Raw genomic sequence first — 17,533 nt, 5'->3', positions numbered from 1 at the left:
GAATTGTCCATAGAACTGGTCCGCTTCGCCGGAGGAACGACATCCGAATGTTCAAGAAGATTCTGATCGCCAATCGCGGCGAGATCGCCTGTCGCGTCATCATGACGGCGCGCAAGATGGGCATTGCCACCGTCGCGGTCTATTCGGATGCCGATCGCGATGCCGTGCATGTCGAAATGGCCGACGAAGCGGTGCATATCGGGCCTTCGCCGGCGGCACAGAGCTATTTGCTGCCGGAGAAGATCATCGCCGCCTGCAAGGAGACCGGTGCTGAGGCCGTGCATCCGGGCTACGGCTTCCTGTCGGAGCGCGCCTCATTTTGCGAGGCGCTGGAGAAGCAAGGCATCGTCTTCATCGGGCCGAAGCCCAAGGCTATCAAGGCGATGGGCGACAAGATCGAATCGAAGAAGTTCGCCAGCGAAGCCAAGGTCTCGACCGTGCCGGGTTGGCTCGGCGTCATCGAAGACGCCGACCATGCCGAGCGGATCGCCGGCGAGATCGGCTATCCGGTGATGATCAAGGCTTCGGCCGGCGGCGGCGGCAAGGGCATGCGCATCGCCTGGAGCAAGGCGGAGGTGCGCGACGGTTTCGACCGGGCGCGTTCGGAGGCGAAAAGCTCCTTCGGCGACGACCGTGTCTTCATCGAGAAATTCGTCGTCGATCCGCGCCATATCGAGATCCAGGTGCTGGCCGACGCGCATGGCACAGCGCTCTATCTCGGCGAGCGCGAATGCTCGATCCAGCGCCGCAACCAGAAGGTGGTCGAGGAGGCGCCGTCGCCATTCCTGGATGCCAAGACCAGAAAGGCGATGGGCGAGCAGGCGGTGGCGCTGGCGAGAGCCGTCGACTACCAGAGCGCCGGCACCGTCGAGTTCATCGTCGACAAGGACAAGAACTTCTATTTCCTTGAAATGAATACGCGATTGCAGGTCGAGCACCCGGTGACCGAACTGGTCACCGGCATCGACCTGGTCGAGCAGATGATCCGCGTCGCCGCCGGCGAGAAGCTCGCCATCAAGCAGAGCGACGTGAAGCTCAACGGCTGGGCGGTGGAAAGCCGCCTCTATGCCGAGGATCCTTTCCGCAACTTCCTGCCGTCGATCGGGCGGCTGACCCGCTACAGGCCGCCGGAAGAGGGCACGTTCGGCGACGTAGTCATCCGCAACGATACCGGCGTCACCGAAGGCTCGGAAATATCGATGTTCTATGACCCGATGGTGGCGAAGCTCTGCACCTGGGCGCCGACAAGGCTGGAGGCGATCGACGCCATGTCAGAGGCGCTCGACAGTTTTGTCGTCGACGGTATCGAGCACAACATCCCTTTCCTTTCGGCGCTGATGCAGCATCCGCGCTGGCGCGAGGGACGGCTGTCGACCGGCTTCATCGCCGAGGAATATCCGGACGGTTTTTCACCGGCCGCGCCGGATGGCGAGGAGAGGGCGGTATTCGCCGCCGTCGCAACCGCGATCGAACTTTTGCGCCGCGACCGGCTCGACCGTCTGAGCGGCCGGCTGGCGCCGCATTCCGGCCATCTCAAGCGCGACTGGGTGGTGAAGATCGGCGCGGACTATCTTCCGGTCGAGATCGTCGACGGCATGGTCTCCATTCCCATGGAGGTCGATCTGTCGATCGACGGCGGCAAGCCGCTGACCGTGGCCTCCGACTGGCGGCCGGGCGACGCGCTCTGGCAGGGTACGGTCGGCGGCGACAAGGTCGTTGCACAGATCCGTCCGATGCTCAACGGCTTGAGCATCGCCTGGAAAGGCATGTCGGTGATGGCGCGCGCCATGCTGCCGCGCACCGCGGAACTCGAAAGGCTGATGCCGGAAAAACTGCCGCCGGACACCTCGAAGATGCTGCTGTGCCCAATGCCAGGCCTCGTCGTCTCGATCGCGGTCGCCGAGGGCCAAGAGGTCAAGGCCGGCGAGACGCTGGCCGTGGTCGAGGCCATGAAGATGGAAAACGTGCTGCGCGCCGAGCGCGACCTCACGATAGCCAAGCTCAACGCCAAGCCCGGCGACAGCCTGGCGGTCGATGCCGTGATCATGGAGTTCGCCTGAGAAGAGGCGGTAGCCAACCGTAAGCCTGTGCCCTGTGGGTCATTTGTGCTGGACTGGCATGGCTCCGTTCGGGACAATACATCTGCATAGATCTTGAGTCTCTGGGACAGCGCGAAAAAACATGGCGGATGAACGACTTCCACGCGACCCGTTGCAGCGCGAAGCAGCCGTGAAGGCCGCGCGGCCGGAAACGCCGGCGCGGACCTTCATCCATCTGCGCGTGCATTCGGCCTATTCGCTGCTCGAAGGCGCGCTTCAGCTCGGCGCGATCGTCGGCCATGCGGTCAAAGACGAGGCGCCGGCGATAGCGGTCACCGACACCAACAACCTCTTCGGCGCGCTCGAATTCGCGCAGAAGGCGGTCAAGGACGGTATCCAGCCGATCATCGGCTGCCAGATCGATCTCGCCTTTTCCGGCGAAGCGGTCGAGGCCCAGCGCGACCGCCGCCGCCATGGGCCGGAGATGTCGCCGGTCGTGCTAATCGCCGCCAGCGACGCTGGCTATGCCAATCTCGTGCGGCTGATCAGCAAGGTTTATCTGGAGACGCCGCCCGGCGAGCCGGTGCACCTGACCAGCGCCACACTGGAAGGCTGGTGCGACGGGCTGATCTGTCTGACCGGCGGCCCGCGCGGTCCGATCGGCAGCGCGCTGAAAGCGGACCGGCGCGACCTCGCCGAACAGCGGCTGCTGTTCCTCAAGGGCCTGTTCGGCGACAGGCTTTATGTCGAGCTGGAGCGGGTCGCCGGCTACGACCGCATGGTCGAGAAGTCGACGGTCGACCTGGCCTACACGCACGACCTGCCGCTAGTCGCCACCAACGAGGCGTTCTTCTCCAAGCGCGAAGACTATGAGGCGCATGACGCGCTGATCGCCATCGCCGAGGGATCGGTGGTCGCCGCGGACAATCGCCGGCGGCTTTCGCCGGACAATTTCCTGCGCAGCCAGGCCGAGATGGCGCGGCTCTTCTCCGATCTGCCGGAAGCGATCGACAACACTGTCGAGATCGCCATGCGCTGCTCCTACTATCCGAAGAACCGCAGCCCGATCCTGCCGCGCTTCACCGGCGCCGACGCAGCCGACAAGGACGCCGCCGAGAAAGCCGAGGCCGCCGAGCTTGCGCGCCAGGCGCGCGAGGGGTTGGAGGCTCGGCTTGCCGCGCACGGGCCGACGCCCAGCTACACGGTCGAGCAATATCGCGAGCGGCTCGAATTCGAGCTCGGCATCATCGAAAAGATGAAGTTCCCCGGCTACTTCCTGATCGTTGCCGACTTCATCAAATGGGCCAAATCGCAAGGCATCCCGGTCGGGCCGGGGCGCGGTTCGGGCGCGGGTTCGCTGGTCGCCTATTCGACCACCATCACCGACATCGACCCGCTGCGCTTCTCGCTGCTGTTCGAGCGCTTCCTCAATCCGGACCGCGTTTCGATGCCGGACTTCGACATCGACTTCTGCCAGGACCGCCGCGAAGAGGTCATCCGCTACGTCCAGCAGAAATACGGCCGCGACCAGGTTGGCCAGATCATCACCTTCGGTACGCTGCAGGCGCGCGCGGTGCTGCGCGACGTCGGCCGCGTGCTGCAGATGCCTTACGGCCAGGTCGACAAGCTCTCAAAGATGGTGCCGCAGAATCCGGCCAATCCGGTCAAGCTGGCGGACGCCATCGCCAACGAGCCGCGCTTCGCCGAGGAGGCGGAGAAGGAGCCGATCGTGCAGACGCTGCTCGATACGGCGCAGAAGCTCGAAGGCCTCTACCGCCACGCCTCGACGCATGCCGCCGGCATCGTCATCGGCGACCGGCCGCTGTCCGAGCTGGTGCCGATGTACCGCGATCCGCGCTCGGACATGCCGGTCACCCAGTTCAACATGAAATATGTCGAGCAGGCGGGTCTGGTGAAGTTCGACTTCCTCGGCCTGAAGACGCTGACAGTGCTGGAAACGGCGGTGAAACTCATCCGCCGGCGCGGCGTCGACATCGATCTCGCGACGATCCCGCTGGACGACAAGGACACCTATGCCATGCTGTCGCGCGGCGAGGTGGTCGGCGTGTTCCAGGTTGAAAGTGCCGGCATGCGCAAGGCGCTGATCGGGATGCGGCCGGACTGTATCGAGGACATCATCGCGCTGGTGGCGCTCTACCGCCCGGGCCCGATGGAGAACATCCCGACCTACAACGCCAGAAAGCATGGCGAGGAGGAGATGGCCTCGATCCATCCCAAGATCGACCATCTGGTGAAGGAGACGCAAGGCGTCATCGTCTATCAGGAACAGGTGATGCAGATCGCGCAGGAGCTGTCCGGCTATTCGCTCGGCGAAGCCGACCTTCTGCGCCGCGCCATGGGCAAGAAGATCCGCGCCGAAATGGACAAGCAGCGCGAGCGCTTCGTCTCCGGCGCGGTCGAGCGCGGCGTCTCCAAGCCACAGGCCGACTTCATCTTCGATCTCCTGGCGAAGTTCGCCGACTACGGCTTCAACAAGTCGCACGCGGCCGCCTACGCTGTCGTCTCCTATCAGACCGCCTATCTCAAGGCGCATTACCCGGTCGAGTTCCTGGCGGCGTCGATGACGCTCGACATGAGCAACACCGACAAGCTGGCCGACTTCCGCCAGGACGCCATGCGTCTCGGCATCGAGGTGGTGCCGCCGTCGGTGATGTCGAGCTTCCGCCCCTTCGAGGTCGGGGAGAACAAGATCTTCTATTCGCTGGCGGCGCTGAAAGGCGTCGGCGACGCGGCGGTCGAGCATATCGTCGAGATGCGCGGCGAGAAGCCGTTCAAGAATCTTGCCGATTTCTGCGAGCGCGTCGATCCGAAGATCGTCGGCAAGCGCGTCTTCGAAAGCCTGATCATGGCCGGCGCGCTGGATTGCTTCGGCCACGACCGCGCCCAGATGATGGCCGGCGTCGAGCGGATGATGGGACTGGCCTCGCTGGCGCAGCAGAACGCCATCTCCGGCCAGGCCGACATCTTTGGTGCGTCGCTCGGCAGCCAGTCGCAGGCGCTCAACCTGCCGCCGACCGATCCGTGGCTTGCCGCCGACCGGCTGCACCGTGAGTTCCAGGTGGTCGGCTTCTATCTCTCGGCGCATCCGCTGGACGAGTACAAGGCAGCACTTCAGAAGATGCGGGTACAGAACTGGGCGGAATTCTCGGCCGCGGTCAAACGCGGCGCGGCCGCCGGGCGGCTTGCCGGCACCGTCACCACCAAGCAGGAGCGCAAGACCCGCACCGGCAACAAGATGGGCGTGGTGCAGTTCTCCGACACGACCGGCCAGTACGAGGCGGTGCTGTTCTCCGAGGGGCTGGCGCAGTATCGCGACATGCTGGAGCCCGGCCGCTCCGTGGTGATCACCGTTTCGGCGGAGGACCGGCCGGAAGGCATCAACCTGCGCATCCAGACCGTGCAGTCGCTGGAAGACGAGGCCAGCCGCATACAGAAGGCGCTGCGCATCTTCGTACGCGACGCAGCACCCCTCGGCACGCTCGCCAACCAGCTTTCGGTCAAGGGCGAAGGGCAGGTGAGCTTCGTGCTGATCAAGGAGGCAGGACTGGGCGAGGTGGAGATCGAGCTGCCCAATCGCTACCGCATCTCGCCGCAGGTTGCGTCGGCGATGCGGGCAGTGCCCGGCGTGGTGGAAGTGGAGCTGGTTTAGCTCAGGGCGTTGCCGCCTCGGCCTCCGCCACTTGCGGCGTCTTCTTCTGCAAATTGAGCAAATTGCTGGCCAGAATCAGCGCCGCGCCGCCGGCGGTGAAGATGTCGATCTGCTCGTGATAGAGCAGCCAGCCGACCAGTGCCGACAGCGGCACACGCAGGAAATCCATCGGCGAGATGAGGGTGGCGTCCGCGTAGGCCAGTGCGCGCGCCATGCAGAAGTGTGACGACATGCCTGTGAAAGCGATCACCACGATCCATGGCCAAAGCGCAAGCGGCGGGTTGCGCCATTCGTAAAGCGCGGGCAGCAGGCCGAGCACCGACTGGATGATCAGCATCCAGAAGATAATGCGCACGACGCTGTCGGTCCTCGTCAGCGACTTTACCATGACCACCGAGGTGCCAAAGCAGACCGCGGCGCCCAGCACGATGATCTGCCCAGGATTGACCGAGCTGAAGCCTGGACGCACGATGACGATCACCCCGATCAGGCCGAGCACGATAGCCGTCAGCCTGGGCCTGGAGAGCCGTTCGCCAAGAAAACCGACCGCGAAAACCGCGGTCCAGATCGGAGTGGTGAATTCAATCGAAATCAGCACGGCGATTGGGATCAGCGTCAGCGCATAGAGCCACGCCGCCTGGCCGGTATAGTGGATGACATTGCGGGCGATATGCGTGAACGGGCGTTTCGTGAGCATCGCCGGGAAGCCGCCGCTTGTCATCACCAGCGGCAGCAGGATGAAGAAACCGATCACCGAGCGCAGTTCCAGCACCTGGAAGACGTTGAGGTCGCTGGTCGTGGCGCGGCCGGCGACGGTCATCGCCAGGAAGGAGGCGATTGACAGCGCCATCCAGAATGCGGCTTTGGGGATCGAGGGAGCGGGTGCCATTCGGGACTCTATCTCGCAAGCCCGGTTCTGGGCTGCAACCGTTAGCGGCGCCATTCGACTGGGCCAGGGGATTCGTGTCAAAAAACAGTCATCGCCACGGCGGAACCTGACGCCCGGGCATCCGTTAAGCCCCACACCTTCCGTCGGCAGGAGCCGGCCGAACAGTTTCATACTTTTCCTGGAATTCTACTAGTGATCGCGAGAGGGGAACATCTTGATGAAATCGACCGCTGCCTTGCTGGCCGCCGCCTGTCTTTTGTGCTCGACGGGCGCACATGCCGATGAGGCGGGCTTCCTGCGCTCGCTGCAGGGAAAGTTCTCCGGCAAGGGAACGGTCAGGATCAGGACAAACACGCCGGTGATGAACATCAACTGCACCTTCACCTCGGACGCGACGGCGAACTCGTTGTCGCTCGACGGCACCTGCCGCGCGCTATTGATCATGTCGCGGGAAATCCGCGCCGATCTGAAGGTCGATGGGGAGAGCTACACAGGCACCTATATCGGCTCGCGCAGCGGACCCGCCGGGCTCAACGGAAGCCGCAAGGGCGATGCGATCGACCTCGACATCCACTGGGCGAAAATCGTCAATGGCGACCGCGACGCCGAGCTGACGGTCGAAAAGATCGGGCCGGACAATATGCGCATGACGGTGACCGACATGGATCCGGCCACCGGCAAGATGGTGGTGACCAGCCGGATCGACCTGAAGCGCAACTGACCTTGCTTTGACGCAATTCCGGACGGAAAACCGCTTACACTTTTCCTGGAATTGCTCTGACCCCTCAATCCTCGAGTGGCTCGGGCGGATTGGCGGCGCGGCCCTTGCCGAATGTATAGCCGGTCTCGACGGCTTTCCTGCCGAACTTGTCGCGCAACGTGTCCATCGCGCCTTCGGCCAGCGCGCGCTTGCGCGACTGCAGGTCGACCAGATCGGGCGGATCGGCCTTGTCGTCGTCGGAGAGGTCGCTGACGCCGATGCCGAGCAGGCGGAACTTCGTGCCGTCGGCCTCGCGGCGCAACAGGTCGAGGCCGGTCTGGAAAATGCGGTCGGCCAGCCGGGTCGGATCGCCGAGCTGGCGGTTGCGGGTGCGGGTCTTGAAATCCTGGGTCTTCAGCTTCAGCACCACGGTGCGCCCCGCAATGCCGGATTTCTTCAGCCGCGCCGAGACCTTTTCCGAGAGGCCGCGCAGAACCGGCACCAGATCCGCCAGGGCTCCGATATCGGTGTCGAAAGTGGTCTCGGCCGAGACGCTCTTGGCATCGCCGTCCGGGTCGACCGGGCGGTCGTCCTCGCCGCGTGAAAGTCTGTACAGCCGGTCGCCCATGACGCCATAGCGGCGCATCAGGTCGCCGCGCTCCATGCGCTGCAACTGCGCGATCATGCGGATGCCGTCGCGCTCCAGTGTCGCGGCCAGCGCCTTGCCCACGCCCCAGATCATCGTCACCGGCTGCGCGGCGAGGAAGCTCGTGGCCTCCGCTTCGCCGATCACCGAAAAGCCGCGCGGCTTGCGGAAATCCGAGGCGATCTTGGCCAGGAACTTGCAGTAGGAAAGGCCGGCCGAGACGGTGATGCCGAGTTCCTTTTCCACCGTCTGCGCGAAGCGCGCCAGCACCAGCGCCGGCGGCATCCCGTGGAGCCGCTCGGTGCCGGCGAGGTCGAGAAACGCCTCGTCGATCGACAGCGGCTCGACCTGCGGCGTCAGCGCCAGCATCAGCGCCCGCACCTGGCGGCCGACGCCGACATATTTTTCCATGTTGGGCGGGATCACCACCGCTTCCGGGCAGAGTTCCAGCGCCTTGAACATCGGCATGGCCGAGCGAACGCCCTGGATGCGGGCGATGTAGCAGGCGGTGGAGACGACGCCGCGCCGGCCGCCGCCGACGATGACCGGCTTGTCCTTCAGGGCAGGGTTGTCGCGCTTTTCGATCGCCGCGTAGAAGGCGTCGCAATCGATATGGGCGATCTTGAGCCGGTAGAGTTCCGTGTGCCGGACAAGACGCGGGCTGCCGCAGCGATCGCAACGGCGCGTCTCCGAGCGCTGGAACGCCAGGCAGTCACGGCAAAAACCGTGTTCGGGATTGTTGACAGGAGCCGCCATCGCTGCGAACATAAAGAGAACAAATGCAATGGTACGACAGCGCAAGGCTGGCAACAAGCTTGGCCTGGGGAGAACGCATGAGCACGACCATAGCACCGCTGACCCCCGAGCGGTGGGCCGATTTCGAGGACCTCTTCGGCAAGCAGGGCGCCTGTTACGGCTGCTGGTGCACGCATTTCCGGCTGGCGCCGGCGGAGCGCCGCGCCAGCGACAAAGAGCGCAACAAGGATCTGATCAAGGCGCGTATAGAGGCAGGTCCGCCGCCGGGACTCCTGGCGTTCGAGGACGGCAAGGCCGTCGGCTGGATGCAGGTCGGCCCGCGCGCCGACGTGCCCGAGTGGAACAATCAGGGCAGGGGCTCGGCCCCGATTGATCCGGCCGATGCCGGCGACCCGGATGTCTGGGCGATCTCCTGCTTCTTCATCCGCGTCAAGGCGAGGGGTCGCGGCATCACGCACCGCCTCGTCGAAGGCGGCATCGCCTTCGCCCGCGAGAATGGCGCGAGGCTGCTCGAAGCCTGCCCGATCGACCTGTCGCGCGATTCGCGCTCGATCGGGCTTTTCGTCGGCTCGTCGCGGGTGTTCGAGAAGGCCGGCTTCGAAAGGCTCGTGGAGCGCAAGCCCGGCCGGCCGCTGATGCGCCTGGTGCTTTAGCCGGATGCGCTTTTGGCCTACAGTCCGCGTCTTGCGGCTGTAACGCTTCTTGCCTACCAGAAGCCATTGTTTCGTCTTCCGACAGCACGGAGAACCGACGTGAAGCGTATCTTGCCACTCGCCTTTGCCCTCGCGCTCAGCGCGCCAGCCTTTGCCCAGACTGTCGACAGCCAGGGCGCCAAGCAGCTTTCCGACGATCTGGCGCGCTATTTCGGCAAGCAGGCGTTCGACAAGGGCGTGCTCAAGGTTTCGGTGGAGGGTGACGCCTACAAGATCGCGCTCGACATCAAAGCGCTCGTCAATGCGGTGCCGGAGCAGAAGCTCCTGAAATTCGACATGGCGCCCTACGCGCTGATGGTGAAGCCGCGCAGCGACGGGTCATGGGACGTCTCGTCGAATTTCTCGCAGGGCGCGTCGTTTGAGTTCGATGGGCCGGAAGGCCGTCAGAGCATGGAATTCACGATCAAGGACGGCAAGCTGACCAGCGTCTACGATCCGGCCCTTGCGGCCTTCACCAATGCAACCAGTTCCTTGGCCGGAATGACCATGACGTCCCGGGACGCCAAGCAGCAGGCCGAGGCCTCGACCGGGGCCGGCACCGCCACCGTTGTCGCGACCAAATCCGCCAATGGCGGCGTCGACTTCACGGCGACGCAAAAAGTCTCGGACTTCGTCGAGACTATCAAGGTCAACGATCCCGACAACGGGATGAATTTTCCGCTCACCTTGAAAACGCCGGAACTTTCCGTCGACGCAACCGGCAAGGGCGTGCGGACGAAGCCGCTGCTCGACCTGCTTGCCTTTGCCGTGGCGAATGATGACGAAGCCAAGCTCAAGGCGAACCAGGCAGAGCTCAAATCGCTGATGCTGGCCGCGCTGCCGATTTGGCAAAGGGTCGACGGCAATTACGGCTTCAAGGATTTCATCGTGGAAAGCCCTGTCGGCGAATTCGGGGCGAAGCAATTCAGCACCGCATTCGGCATGGACGGCGTTTCCCAGAACGGCAAGGTCGATTACACGATCAAGGCAACCGGGCTGACGATCCCGCATCAGACCCTGCCCGAATGGACGGTGCCGCTGCTGCCAACGGAGATCGACCTGAATTTCGGCGGCGCCAATATCGATCTCGATACGATGGCGAAAAAGGCGATCGAAGCCTTTGATCTCAATAAGGAACCACCGCTTTCGGATGAATTCGGCAAGGCTTTGGTCGCCGATTTCAAGGCCAAGAATCCCAAGGTCGTCATCGGGCACAGCACGGTGAGGAACGGCGACATCGAGGTCGCGCTGGAAGGCGAGATGACATTTCCCGGCGAGAAGCCTGATGCGACCGTGACCATCGACGTCGCCGGCTATGACAAGATCGTCGATGCCCTGAAGGAAGGCGCCAAGAGCGACGAGCAGATGGCGCAGGCCTTCCCGTTTGCGTTGGCCGTCAAGGGCTTCGGCAAGACGCTGCCGGACGGCCGCCTGGAGTGGGTGATCAACACCAAGGCCGATGGGTCCGTCGCCGTCAATGGCGCCATGCTGAAGGGGCCGGACGAGGTCCAGGACAACAGCGCGGGACAGGACGACAATTCGAGCGGCGATGACGGCGCGAACGGAACGGACGATTCCACCGGAGGCGGCGATTCGGACGGCGGCGACAATGGCGGGGCAGGCGCGAAGCTGCAGCCCTGAGCATTAGGCCTCAGATTTCAAACATGTTTTTGTCCCGAAACTGGTTCTTTTTCGGGACAGGTGCCCTAAAGCCCGAGCGCGGCCGCGATCTTGGGCGCGGCCTCGCGCCAATCCTCGACCGAGACGATGTCTTCCGGCGTTGGCGGCAGGAAGGCGCGTAGCGAGTTGTCGGCCATCAGATGGAAGAGGTGGGCGTCGGCCACGGAATTGCGGGCCGAAAGCAGGTTGGAGGGCTGGTCGTCGACGAATGCGACCGGCCGGCCTTTAACGCCGCGCAGTTTCGCGATGGCCGGCCCCTTGGCCATCTCCGTCGTCAGCAGCGGGTAGTCGAGCCCCAGCGCATCGAGGTGCGCGCGTCGCACGGCGCGATGCCTGTGCGGCATCGCGGTCAACAAGACGATCTCGGCACCTTGTCCAAGCATCATCAGGGCGTCCGCCGCACCCTCGGTGATGCTTTGCCAATCCGCCTGGGTGTCGAAGAAATCGCCCAGCAGCGCCGTCACTTCGGGCTGCTCGATCAGCCGGCCGGTCGTCGTTTCGGCGATGTTGCCGGTCAATCGGAAGGACGAGAGCGTCAGTCCGAAGCCGCGTGTTTTGAGGAAATGCGGAAACGGTCGGACGAATTCGAGCACGACGTCGTCGACGTCAAGCACCAGCAGCGGCCGTTCGTCGGCGGCAAGCTCCTCGATCTGCCGCGCCGTCTCGGGATCGTCGCTCATGTCGAACGCTCGTGATCGTCGTTGCCGAGCGGAAGCGCGCGCAATGCCTTGCCCACAGCGGCTGGCGGCGTGCCGGTCTCCTCGGCGAAGCGCAGCAGCGTCGGCTCATGAGCGAGGATGAATTGCAGGACACCGGCAAGGAAGCCGGGCTCCGCGGCGGCCTCGCGGATCGAGTTGGCCTCGATGCCGGTGATCGCCAGGAAGCGGGGCAGAAGTTCCGGATCGGCGGCGACGAAGCCCAGCGCCTTGACGGCAATGGTTTCCGCTTCCTCGCGCATTGACGCTGCGTTCGCCATAATTACCTTTGGAATGGTGGATTTTTGAGTCTCCTACCGCAGTAACGGCAAGCGTCGCTTGCGGCAAGCCTTCGCTCTTTCCTGTACAGCGTCCGAAGGTGGAATTGATGCAGCTTTCCAACCTCCGGTTTCCGTTTCGTCAATTATATTGGGCTAGGGTGGACAAGGGTTGGGTGCGGTCCGAAGGGGACGCATTACGACGGTCTTCGACTTCGAGGGCGGTCGGGACGGGAAATTGATGGCTAAGAAGGTCATGATCGTCGAGGACAATGAGCTCAATATGAAGCTCTTTCGGGACCTCATCGAAGCCAGCGGTTACGAGACGGTCCGCACGCGCAATGGGCTGGAGGCGCTGGATCTGGCGCGCCAGCACCGGCCTGACCTCATCCTGATGGACATCCAGCTGCCCGAAGTCTCCGGCCTGGAAGTGACAAAATGGCTGAAGGAAGACGACGAATTGCATTCGATCCCCGTCATCGCCGTCACCGCCTTCGCCATGAAGGGCGATGAGGAGCGCATCCGCCAGGGCGGCTGCGAAGCCTATATCTCCAAGCCGATCTCGGTGCCGCGCTTCATCGAGACGATCAAATCCTATCTGGGCGATGCCTGATGCCCGTGACCAGCAGAACCGGAGCCCTTTGAGATGACCGCGCGGATCCTCGTCGTCGACGATATCCCCGCCAATGTGCGGCTGCTGGAGGTTCGGCTGCTTGCCGAGTATTTCGAGGTGCTGACGGCCAATAACGGGCCGGATGCGATCGAGACCTGCGAAAACGGCAAGGTCGACGTCGTGCTGCTCGACGTGATGATGCCGGGCATGGACGGGTTCGAAGTCTGCAAGCGCCTGAAGGGCGATCCGGCGACCTCGCATATCCCGGTGGTCATGATCACCGCGCTCGACCAGGTCTCAGATCGGGTGCGCGGCCTCGAGGCCGGCGCGGACGATTTCCTGACCAAGCCGGTCAACGACCTGCAGCTGATGACGCGCGTGAAGAGCCTCGTCAGGCTGAAGTCGCTGACCGACGAGCTCAGGCTGCGCGCCTCGACCACGCGCAATATCGGCATCGAGGAACTTCTGAGCCGCGATTTCGCGACTGAGGACGTCAAGCCGAAGGTGCTTCTCATCGACGAGCGCAGATCCTCGGTCGAACGCATCCAGAAGATGCTGCGCCACAGCGCCGATCTCGATATCGCGACCGATCCCAACGCGGGGTTTTTCCAGGCGGCCGAGACGCCGTATGAATGCGTGCTGATCTCGACAGCCTTCTCCGGCTTCGATGCGCTGAGGCTCTGCTCACAGCTGCGTTCTCTCGACCGCACCCGCTTCCTGCCGATCATGCTGCTCGCCGACGAGGGCGAGGAGGGCCGCATCCTCCGCGGTCTGGAGCTCGGCATCAACGACTACCTGATCCGGCCGATCGACCCGCATGAGCTGACGGCACGGCTGCGCACGCAGGTGCGGCGCAAGCGCTACAACGACCAATTGCGCGCCAGCGTCGCCCAGACGATCGAAATGGCGGTGATCGACGGACTGACCGGGCTTCACAACCGGCGCTATCTCGACAGCCACCTGCAGACGCTGTTCGATCGCGCCGCAGCGCGGCGGCGGCCGTTGTCGGTGATGATCACCGACCTCGACCGCTTCAAGTCGATCAACGACACGTACGGCCACGACGGCGGCGACGATGTGCTGCGCGAATTCGCCAGGCGGCTGCGCAAGAATGTGCGCGGCATCGATTTGGCCTGCCGCTTCGGCGGCGAGGAGTTCGTCGTGGTGATGCCTGACACCGACGGCGCGGTCGCCGAGAAGGTGGCCGAGCGCATCCGCGCCGAGATCGCGCAGGCGCCTTTTGCCATCGGGAGCGACGGCAAGACGATCGAGGTGACGGTCAGCGTCGGCGTGTCCTCGCTGCTTAAGGGGACCGACAGCGTCGCCGCGTTGATGAAGCGCGCCGACCTCGCGCTTTACGAAGCCAAAAGCGGCGGCCGGAACCGGGTGGTCGCCAAGGCGGCCTAAGGCGCCTTCGCGATCTTCCAGACCCGCTGTTTATGCTCTAGATTTAGATTTTGCGCATGTTCGCGCTTCGGCGGCGTGCCTGCAAAGGGCGCCGATTAGCGACTGTCCCCACAGGGTTACGAATTTACCTTAACCCGAGCGATTCGCGAGCGGTGGTTAAGAAATGGTTGATTTTTATAAGGTCTTGCGCAAATCTGCGGCCCATAGACAGATGACGAGGCCGGCACGAGGGTAGACAAGCCGGCCCGATCCGAAAAATACCCCATGATGCTCAGGTCCGCCGCATCTCCTGGGTCCGTGGGGTCGGCCGGCCGGCGCTGGCACATAGTGGCCTCCTCGTACCGCTGCCAAACGCCGACCGGCCCCCTTTTCCTACAAAGTGCCGACTGACCTTGCGCTGACAGCCGCACGGGGCTCTGCGTCGCGGTCTTTGTTCCCGTCGGAAAACCGTGCTTCCTGAAAATTGCTCCAAAACAAAAACGCCGCCCGGAGGGCGGCGTTCGATTTCTCGGGGTAACCAGATTACTTGATCTTGGTTTCCTTGAACTCGACGTGCTTCTTGGCGACCGGATCGTACTTGCGGAACGAGAGCTTGTCCGTCTTGGTACGGCTGTTCTTGCTGGTCACGTAGAAGAACCCGGTGTCGGCGGTCGACAGAAGCTTGATCTTGATGTTTGCGGCTTTGGCCATGATGTTCGTCCGTTAATGTTCGTGGAGTTTTGGCCGCTGGAGCACGGGGAAAACACCCGGACGCGGGAAACTTGGCGCGACACATAAAGAACGCGCCCGGAAAGTCAAGCCCGGGCGCCGTCCTTGGCTCATTTCGGCATCGTTGGGGTTCACTGCTTCAGGCGTTCTGCTCGACCAACTGTCCCTTCTTTTTCCAGTCGCCCGTGGTGTTCCAGCGGTTGGGATTGGCGCGGTCGTCAAGGCCCTTGGAGCGACTGGCGAGCAGCGGCTGGATGCGGATGACGGGCTCCTGGTAGGAATGGGCCTGAAATATCGCCTCGACGACTCGGGCGGCGAGCGGCTGGTCGTCGGCGATCTCGAACGACACTTCGACGGTGCCGGGCCGCCGGCGCAATTCCGTCTCGGCGCCGGCGGCGCCGCCGTCGAGCGGCCGATAGCGCTCGATGCCCTGCGCCGACTGATAGGCGTTGCTGTCATATTTGCCCATGCGCAGCGGCGTGATCGCCACCACCGCCTCCATGATGCGCTCGACATCGGCTGCCGGCGCCTGGAATGTGACGAGCAGAAGCAATTCCATCCTGAGGGATTTGGTTTCAAAGCCGCTGTCGATCATCGCAATTCTCCTGCCTGGCGTTGGAGGCAGGGTATAGCAGGGGTGCTGCTGACACGGTGATGTCAGGATGCCCGGCGCTTCGGCGACATTTGCCTAAAGCGCGTCGCGCTGAAACGGATTCAGGCGACGCGCTTTAGGCCTTTATTTTCATGCATGTCGTTGCCCCAGAACCGCTGCACACTTCTGGGCGACATGCATTAGAGAATCTTGCGCACCAGCCTGACCAGGACCAGAAGCATGTAGGCGGCGAAGAAGACGGCCAGCGACCAGCCGAAGCCCGAGGGGCCGAAGGCGTCCATGCCGATGCCGATCGCCTGCGGGCCGATCACCATGCCGACGCCATAGCACAGCACGAAGGCCGCATTGGCGGATGCCAGCTCATGGCCGGAAAGCTGGGAGCCGAGATGGGCAAGGCCGATCGTGTACATGGCCGCGACGCCGCCGCCCCAGACAAACAGAAGGGCGGCCATAAGATGCCAGTTCTGCGCGAAGAAGGGCATGAATACGGTGCCGATCAAGCCGACGGTGGCGCAGCCCAGAAGCAGATGGCGGCGGTCCGAGACACGGTCGCTGATCATGCCGATCGGGATCTGCAGAAGCACGTTGCCGAGCCCGATCATGGTCAAAAGCAGTGCTGCGTCGGCCTCCGAATAGCCGATGCGGCTGCCATAGACGGGGAAGAGCGAGAAGCCGCCGGTCTCGACCGCGCCGAAGACAAGCACGGCGAAGGTCGCGGTCGGCACCAGCCAGACATAGCGCAGGAAATGGCTGGTTTCGCTGTCGGCGACGATGGTCGGGCTCTCGTTGCGGGCCGCCAACACCGGAATCGCGGCAAGCGTGACCAGCGCTATGGTGACGCCGAACGGCAGGAAGCCCGAACTGCCGAGATGCGCGAACAGCCACGGTCCGGCGGCGAAGCCGAGCGACAGCACGGTGGCGTAGATGCCGAGCACAAGGCCGCGGCGGCTGGGCGGGGCGGAGGTGCTGATCCAGAATTCCGACAGGATGAACAGCACCGTCAGCGAGATATGCAGGGCGACGCGGAGCGGGAACCACATCCAGAAATCGGGCGCGAAATGGAAGCCGACAAAGGCAAGCGCGCCTATGGCAATCATCAACAGCATGGTCCAGGCGACGCCGAGCCGCATGGCAAGCGGGGTGGCTAAAGGCGCGCCGGCGATCGAGGCAAGACCGGCAACGGCCGTGTTGAGGCCTATCATCGAGGCCGAGTGGCCGCGTGTCTCCAGGATGACACTGAGCAGCGGCATGCCGAGGCCGATGGCGATGCCGACGACGCTGATCGAGGAGATCGCCGCGATCATCGGCAACCAGTGTACGCGTTCGTCGCCCTGTTCTTGGGTATCGACCGTCATGGGATCAAAATGCTCTGCTTCTAAAGGACTTCGCGGACAAAGCGGTTGCGGACGAGCCGGAAGAACGGCACGGCGCCCCCCGGCCGCAGCAAGGGATCATCGGCAAGCCGCCTTTCGAGTTCTTCCAGGATCATGCCGGTTATGTCGGGGATGTCGGCCTTGCGGGCGTCGGCAAGCGGCAGCCAGACGAGTTCCTCCAGCTCGTTGGTCGGGCCGCCGCCGGGCAATTCCACGGCAACGTCGTGGCGCCAGGCGCTGAAGAAACGCGTATCGAAACGGCGCACGCGATTGGGCGGGGTGATGGCGCGGGCGATGAAGCGGAGCACGTCCAGCGACGGGATCACGCCATGCTCGGCGAAACCCTGCCAGTCGCGCTTCGCGGTCGAGAAGGCGCCCTTGCGGCCGATCAGCAGGCCGGCTTCCTCATAGGTCTCGCGAATCGCCGACAGGGCGATTGCGCGCGCCCGCGCCGCGCTGGCGCGCCCCGGGCCCGCGGCCAGCTTTTTCTCTTCTTCGCCGCGCAAAGGGGCGGCGACGGCAATGCGGCTGTCCGCGGGATCGGTGCGACCGCCCGGGAAGACAAATTTTCCGGGCATGAAGGCGTGCCGGGCATGGCGCCTGCCCATCAGCACCAGGACATCCTTGCCCCGGCGATCGAGCAGAATGAGGGTCGCGGCATCACGCGGACGCAGCGCCCGGCCGCTGCGCACGGCCAGGCCTTTATCGAGCTTGTCGACATCCGCCTTGGTCATTCCTTCCATGCGCCCGACCTAGCGGAAACTTGCCTGATGT

At 63.8% G+C, this 17,533-nt stretch carries 15 protein-coding genes; 7 read left to right on the top strand and 8 right to left on the bottom strand.

Annotation, left to right across the window (positions count from 1 at the left end):
* Positions 1-47: 47 nt before the first annotated feature.
* Both CK230_RS00335 and dnaE read left to right on the top strand, forming a co-directional pair.
* Positions 48-2,060, top strand: coding sequence for an acetyl/propionyl/methylcrotonyl-CoA carboxylase subunit alpha (locus tag CK230_RS00335; RefSeq protein ID WP_095815240.1), 2,013 nt, complete (start codon positions 48-50; stop codon positions 2,058-2,060).
* 121 nt (positions 2,061-2,181) lie between these two features.
* On the top strand, positions 2,182-5,709 hold the full coding sequence (gene dnaE / locus CK230_RS00330; protein WP_095815239.1) for a DNA polymerase III subunit alpha: 3,528 nt from the start codon (positions 2,182-2,184) through the stop codon (positions 5,707-5,709).
* A 1-nt stretch (position 5,710) separates the two neighbouring features.
* On the opposite strand, the gene CK230_RS00325 is transcribed toward dnaE, so the two are convergent.
* A complete protein-coding gene (locus tag CK230_RS00325) occupies positions 5,711-6,598 on the bottom strand; it encodes a DMT family transporter (RefSeq protein WP_095815238.1) in 888 nt (295 codons plus the stop codon).
* A 217-nt stretch (positions 6,599-6,815) separates the two neighbouring features.
* Here CK230_RS00325 and CK230_RS00320 point away from each other — a divergent pair, with 217 nt between their 5' ends.
* On the top strand, positions 6,816-7,319 hold the full coding sequence (locus CK230_RS00320) for a hypothetical protein (protein ID WP_095815237.1): 504 nt from the start codon (positions 6,816-6,818) through the stop codon (positions 7,317-7,319).
* Positions 7,320-7,383: 64 nt separating this feature from the next.
* Here CK230_RS00320 and CK230_RS00315 read toward each other — a convergent pair whose 3' ends face one another.
* Positions 7,384-8,712: a DNA polymerase IV gene (locus tag CK230_RS00315; protein ID WP_095815236.1), complete on the bottom strand. Its 1,329-nt coding sequence runs from the start codon at positions 8,710-8,712 to the stop codon at positions 7,384-7,386.
* 65 nt (positions 8,713-8,777) lie between these two features.
* On the opposite strand from CK230_RS00315, the gene CK230_RS00310 reads away from it, so the two are divergent.
* Both CK230_RS00310 and CK230_RS00305 read left to right on the top strand, forming a co-directional pair.
* Positions 8,778-9,353: a GNAT family N-acetyltransferase gene (locus CK230_RS00310; protein WP_095815235.1), complete on the top strand. Its 576-nt coding sequence runs from the start codon at positions 8,778-8,780 to the stop codon at positions 9,351-9,353.
* A gap of 99 nt (positions 9,354-9,452) precedes the next feature.
* Positions 9,453-11,033, top strand: a complete 1,581-nt coding sequence (locus CK230_RS00305) for a hypothetical protein (RefSeq protein ID WP_095815234.1) — start codon at positions 9,453-9,455, stop codon at positions 11,031-11,033.
* 65 nt (positions 11,034-11,098) lie between these two features.
* On the opposite strand, the gene CK230_RS00300 is transcribed toward CK230_RS00305, so the two are convergent.
* Together CK230_RS00300 and CK230_RS00295 are read right to left on the bottom strand one after the other, a co-directional pair.
* A complete protein-coding gene (locus CK230_RS00300) occupies positions 11,099-11,752 on the bottom strand; it encodes a hypothetical protein (RefSeq protein ID WP_095815233.1) in 654 nt (217 codons plus the stop codon).
* Positions 11,749-12,048, bottom strand: coding sequence for a DUF3572 domain-containing protein (locus tag CK230_RS00295; protein WP_095815232.1), 300 nt, complete (start codon positions 12,046-12,048; stop codon positions 11,749-11,751). The genes CK230_RS00300 and CK230_RS00295 overlap by 4 nt, the downstream gene beginning before the upstream one ends.
* Positions 12,049-12,286: 238 nt before the next feature.
* On the opposite strand from CK230_RS00295, the gene CK230_RS00290 reads away from it, so the two are divergent.
* Positions 12,287-12,658 carry a response regulator gene (locus tag CK230_RS00290; protein WP_027166515.1) on the top strand — a complete coding sequence of 124 codons (372 nt, stop codon included), beginning with the start codon at positions 12,287-12,289 and terminating at the stop codon, positions 12,656-12,658.
* 33 nt (positions 12,659-12,691) lie between these two features.
* A complete protein-coding gene (locus CK230_RS00285; RefSeq protein ID WP_095815231.1) occupies positions 12,692-14,065 on the top strand; it encodes a PleD family two-component system response regulator in 1,374 nt (457 codons plus the stop codon).
* A 522-nt stretch (positions 14,066-14,587) separates the two neighbouring features.
* Here CK230_RS00285 and rpmG read toward each other — a convergent pair.
* The 4 genes from rpmG to CK230_RS00260 all read right to left on the bottom strand — a co-directional run bounded on the left by rpmG (position 14,588) and on the right by CK230_RS00260 (position 17,502).
* Complete coding sequence (gene rpmG / locus CK230_RS00275) at positions 14,588-14,755, bottom strand: 50S ribosomal protein L33 (protein ID WP_006201775.1); 168 nt, start codon at positions 14,753-14,755, stop codon at positions 14,588-14,590.
* Between the two features lie 157 nt (positions 14,756-14,912).
* Positions 14,913-15,368, bottom strand: coding sequence for a hypothetical protein (locus CK230_RS00270; RefSeq protein ID WP_095815230.1), 456 nt, complete (start codon positions 15,366-15,368; stop codon positions 14,913-14,915).
* Between the two features lie 197 nt (positions 15,369-15,565).
* A complete protein-coding gene (locus CK230_RS00265) occupies positions 15,566-16,741 on the bottom strand; it encodes an MFS transporter (protein ID WP_095815229.1) in 1,176 nt (391 codons plus the stop codon).
* Positions 16,742-16,761: 20 nt separating this feature from the next.
* Positions 16,762-17,502, bottom strand: a complete 741-nt coding sequence (locus CK230_RS00260) for an NUDIX hydrolase (RefSeq protein WP_095815228.1) — start codon at positions 17,500-17,502, stop codon at positions 16,762-16,764.
* Positions 17,503-17,533: the final 31 nt, after the last annotated feature.

The organism is Mesorhizobium sp. WSM3859 (genome assembly GCF_002295065.1).
In the GTDB taxonomy this organism is placed as follows: domain Bacteria; phylum Pseudomonadota; class Alphaproteobacteria; order Rhizobiales; family Rhizobiaceae; genus Mesorhizobium.
Note: the sequence above shows the minus strand (reverse complement) of the source record. Positions and strands in the feature narration are given on the sequence as shown.